The organism is Colwellia sp. E2M01 (assembly GCF_018860585.1).
Lineage (GTDB): Bacteria > Pseudomonadota > Gammaproteobacteria > Enterobacterales > Alteromonadaceae > Colwellia.
Map to the genome: position 1 here is coordinate 1 of NZ_JAHKPR010000005.1, position 4,201 is coordinate 4,201.

5 protein-coding genes are annotated in these 4,201 nt (G+C 34.8%); all 5 read left to right on the forward strand.

Going from position 1 to position 4,201, the window contains the following annotated elements; all coding sequences use genetic code 11:
* The first annotated feature begins 130 nt into the window (after window positions 1-130).
* The gene (locus tag KO502_RS00570) at window positions 131-499 is read left to right on the forward strand and encodes a DUF6559 family protein (RefSeq protein WP_354668290.1); all 369 of its coding nucleotides are present in this window, start codon (window positions 131-133) and stop codon (window positions 497-499) included.
* A 115-nt stretch (window positions 500-614) separates the two neighbouring features.
* Window positions 615-1,070, forward strand: a complete 456-nt coding sequence (locus KO502_RS00575) for a hypothetical protein (RefSeq protein ID WP_216020614.1) — start codon at window positions 615-617, stop codon at window positions 1,068-1,070.
* Between the two features lie 1,189 nt (window positions 1,071-2,259).
* Window positions 2,260-2,637, forward strand: coding sequence for a DoxX-like family protein (locus tag KO502_RS00580; RefSeq protein ID WP_216020615.1), 378 nt, complete (start codon window positions 2,260-2,262; stop codon window positions 2,635-2,637).
* A gap of 123 nt (window positions 2,638-2,760) precedes the next feature.
* Window positions 2,761-3,048, forward strand: coding sequence for a hypothetical protein (locus tag KO502_RS00585; protein WP_216020616.1), 288 nt, complete (start codon window positions 2,761-2,763; stop codon window positions 3,046-3,048).
* A 492-nt stretch (window positions 3,049-3,540) separates the two neighbouring features.
* Complete coding sequence (locus KO502_RS00590) at window positions 3,541-4,194, forward strand: hypothetical protein (protein WP_216020617.1); 654 nt, start codon at window positions 3,541-3,543, stop codon at window positions 4,192-4,194.
* Window positions 4,195-4,201 lie beyond the last annotated feature (7 nt).

The following is a 4,201-nucleotide window of genomic DNA, read 5'->3' on the forward strand; positions in this document are numbered from 1 at the left end:
GGAAAAATGCCTAACAAGTTGCTTAAAAGGACTAAAACAGTTTGCCCGCTTTTTGCAAAGAACCGCAAAAGTCAGTCCAACCATTTTAGCCTCTTAGCAAAGCGTTATATGGCAAAGGGAGTTTGGTGGGATGTTCAGCTTTTTATTCAAAAAAAACTCTATAACTAAAATTGCCAGAGTAATGCCTAAAGCATTAATCAAAGCATTTGATAAACAAAGTTCATATTCTATCGATGAAGTTACTGATGTTTTTAACAATAAGTTTAAATATCCTCACAATATTGAATATGCCTATGCAATGTTTTGTTCTCAAAGCTCTTATGAAGAGCAAACACAAAATTTAGCCTCGTCTTTGAGCTATTCATCTTTACGTTTAGAGGTTTCAAAAAAGTGTTTTAGTAATTGGCCTCGCTTTAACTTTGACTCTTTACTTATGTACTCGCAAGGTTCAGGTATTGGCGATGGTGGCGGTGGAGATGGCGGGTGTGGTGGCGATTAGCCATATAACAAGGCATTCAAACGGAAAATTTACAGTTGGCTGTTTTTCGTTCCTCAAACATTTTAGCCAACTATAATTTTCCGCTTAATGCGGCGTTAAGTTACTAAGGAAAGTTATGCATATTTGGAAAGTATCACCTCTAATTGAAGAATTAAAAACAAACGGTTTATCCCAGAAAGAACAGTTGAAGTACTTTTTAACTTATTCAATTTTGATGGTATTGGCTACAGACCCTCTATTGTATTTTGATTTTGAGTACGTTGTATTTGACGCCATTGATAGTGTTGTTGTAACAGCTATAACTATTATTGGTATATTGTACTGTTATAAAATTAACGAGGAAGCCGACGGGAATGATTTTATTTTACGGTTTATCACTCTAGGTCTACCTATTACTATGCGTTTTATCGTTTTAGTAATAATTGTTTCTTTCGTATATTATTTCTTCATAGATTCAAGTGATCCTGAGGTTATTACAACTACGCTTATTGATGTTGTTTTATCAGCTATTTTTATGTCGGCATATTATTATTACTTTGCAACAAAGCTGAAAAAATTCGGCAACTCGTAACTTAACAAGCTGTTAAACAAGGACAAAAAACAGTTGGCTTTTGCTCCTTCGTCGCTTATTTTAGCCAACAATTTTTTGCCTGTTAACAGGGCGTTAGCAGGCACCACTTTGTTCAAGTTGAATTTGTGGTAAGTTTTGCACTTCACATCAAAGGATTGGTGTTTGTTTCCTTCCTTTTTTGTGGCTTCGTATTTTTTATTTTTCATTGGTTGGCATTTTTTGTTAATGTCTATCCATTACGGTTTGGTGGCAAAGTGGTACATGTGTTTTTAAGTACTTTCTACCACCAATTTATTTTAATATTTTTAGCGGCTGCGGTGCTTGCAACAGGCAGCTGCTAACAAGGCACTTAATCGGAAAAATAACAGTTGGCCGCGGCTCGTACCTCGCGCAGTATAGCCAAACTGTTATTTTCCGCTTAGTGTAGCGTTAGGTGTTTTGGGTAATTTGCTTAAGGTTTATTTTTTGATTCACGTTTTGCGCATCAATCACGCATCCTAAACCGTAATTTAGCTTTTTAATTATCGCGCGTATATTATTGTTTCGCGGTGTTGCGTAAAATTGAGCAAAGCAGTTTATTTAACTTTTTGGTGCGCTAATTTCTCAGTTTTTACTGCAAAATTTCGTGCAAGACTTTGCCAATTACTTTATTGTGGTTTGGTAAGTTTAGGTGGCATAAACTCTAATCAGTTCAAACACCTAACAAGGCATTAAAGCAGGACAAAAAACAGTTTGCTGTTTCGTGCCTCAACATTTTAGCAAACTACTTTTTGCCTCTTAATGAGGCGTTAGTTGGCACAACTTGTTCAAGAATAATTTTGTGTAAATAGGGTGGTTATCTCGCATAAACTGCGCTTGTTTCTGTTCTTTTATGTGGTTAACTTTTTTGTCACTAACGCGTTCAATATTTTTTGGTAAACTGTTTTCGCCTAACTCGGTTTGTGAATTCAATTAGCAAAAGTGTTAAGGCTCAAATTCACGGTTAGCGGCAAGTTGTGCTGTGCTTTTTAGTTCTTACTTGCACCATTAAATTTCAGAGTTGTTGGTGAGTTAAATGTGTTTAACTATCAACCAACTAACAAGGCAATCAAACGGACAAATTACAGTTGGCTGCCGTTCGTGCCTCACTATTTTAGCCAACTGCAATTAGCCGCTTATTGTGGCGTTATATATACAAGGAAGTCTTTAGTTGTCATCAGTTCAAATCGCACGCTTTATTGTTAGTTTTAGCTGGATTTATCATGGAATATTCCCAAAGTTGCTCCACATAGCACCTATGGAAAAGCTCATGACAGCAAGTTTAGGGTTTTCAAATGAAATCTCTGATTTAATAACTCAGTCAGCAGGTATCGGCGAGGTCATCTTTGGTGTTGTGTTCTTTGTCTTTTATCGCTTAAAGCTAGTTTTAGTTTTAAATATTGTAGGGTTAATTGGTTTATTATTATTTGTCGCTGTTTTGCAACCTCAGTTATTAATCGAAGCATTCAACCCGGTCACAACTAATATTCCAATAATTGCTTTAAGTCTTGTTTTACTCAATAATTTAAAGCAGTCTAGTCAGGCGTAAATGTATATATAACAAGCAATTCAAGCGGGACTTTTTACAGTTTGCTCGGTTCCGCTTCGCTACACATTTTAGCAAACTAATAAAAAGCCCCTTAATGTGGGCGTTATATGCCAAGGAGAACTCATGGCTCGTAGAAACTCAATTCTAGAAGAGTTAGTTGAACAACTTTTTGAACTTACTGGTTATATTTGGCAGGTAGGAACAGTTGTTACATTATCTTTAATATTCTTATCTTACAAAGCCTATGCGTGGGTAGATTCAATTGTAGCTGACGCTGAAGGTCGTCCAATAATGGCTGCTCTTGAAAAGCTGTCATGGATTCTATATTCAATACCTGCAATTTTATTATTTGTAGCTGTAGTTTTTGCTTTAAAAACTTATACAACCTATCGTAAGCAAAATGGCATATAACAAGTCATTTCAGCAGGACAAATAACAGTTGGCTTTTGCTCCTTCGTCGCTTATTTTAGCCAACATATTATTTGCCTCTGAATGAGGCGTTATGCGTCAGTTTAAATTAAGGTGAAATTGTTTTTATCTTTATGTGTTTTCAAACAATTTTAGCGCTTGTTGCTTTTTCTTTATCTTGGTAACTTACGTGAAAATAGATCTGTTTCAGCTTTTGGCTAAATAGTTTTTCGCCAAACTTGTTTTGGTTATTAAAGTTGCTTCATTTAATTGGCTCAAAATTCACGGTTTGGTGTGTAACACTGAGTAGTTTTTTGCTCATTGTTTTGTTTCCACGAAACTTTATATAAATTGGGTGGTTTGTTGTTTCCGCTACCAAGCGCATAACAAGTTGCTCAAAAGGACAAAAAACAGTTGGTTGTTTTTCGTTCCTCAAACATTATAACCAACTATTTTTTGCCTCTTAGCAAGGCGTTAGGCATCAAGGAGGGTGTGATGGATTTCTTTGAAAATGGATTACTTTTCTTTTGTCATAACTATATAAATGAAACTAATCGCCTCAAAAGGTTCTCTGAAACCATTGAGGAAGTTTGGACTGAACGTGCAAATGAATTAGATTTAAATCTAAAGTCTAATCTTAGTAAGGCACCTGAATCTGAGCATCAAGATATCGGTGAAAACTTCAGCTATGATTACATCGAAACGGTTATAAAGTATGAATTTTTGCATAGACAATCTGTAGTGATTACAGCATCTTCTTTAGTTGAAAATGCTTTGTACAAACTTTGCCTGCTTACATCTTCTTGTTCAGGAAAAAAGCTAGATCTCAATAAACAGAGTAAACCGCGAACCTCTAAAATAAATAAATGCATTGAATATTTAACTGTTGTGGAAAATTTCAATATAGGCGAAGTAAAAGAAGAGTTAGATAATATTAATATTTTATATAAAGTCCGCAATGAAATTGTACATAATAATGGAATGTTAACTGAAAAACTTCAACGGTTAAATATTGCTCACTTAAAAGGAAGTCTTGGTTCTATAATTGAAATTAGTTTCGAGTTTATGGACTTTTATTTTAAAATAATAATAAGATTTTTTGAAAAATTAAAACACCAAGTTACGGAGTTTATGAGTAAAAATGCCTAACAAGTGA

Coding starts and splice junctions, on each gene's coding strand:
- KO502_RS00590 (WP_216020617.1), top strand. CDS start 3,541: ATGGATTTCTTTGAAAATGGATTACTTTTCTTTTGTCATAACTATATA.
- KO502_RS00585 (WP_216020616.1), top strand. CDS start 2,761: ATGGCTCGTAGAAACTCAATTCTAGAAGAGTTAGTTGAACAACTTTTT.
- KO502_RS00575 (WP_216020614.1), top strand. CDS start 615: ATGCATATTTGGAAAGTATCACCTCTAATTGAAGAATTAAAAACAAAC.
- KO502_RS00570 (WP_354668290.1), top strand. CDS start 131: ATGTTCAGCTTTTTATTCAAAAAAAACTCTATAACTAAAATTGCCAGA.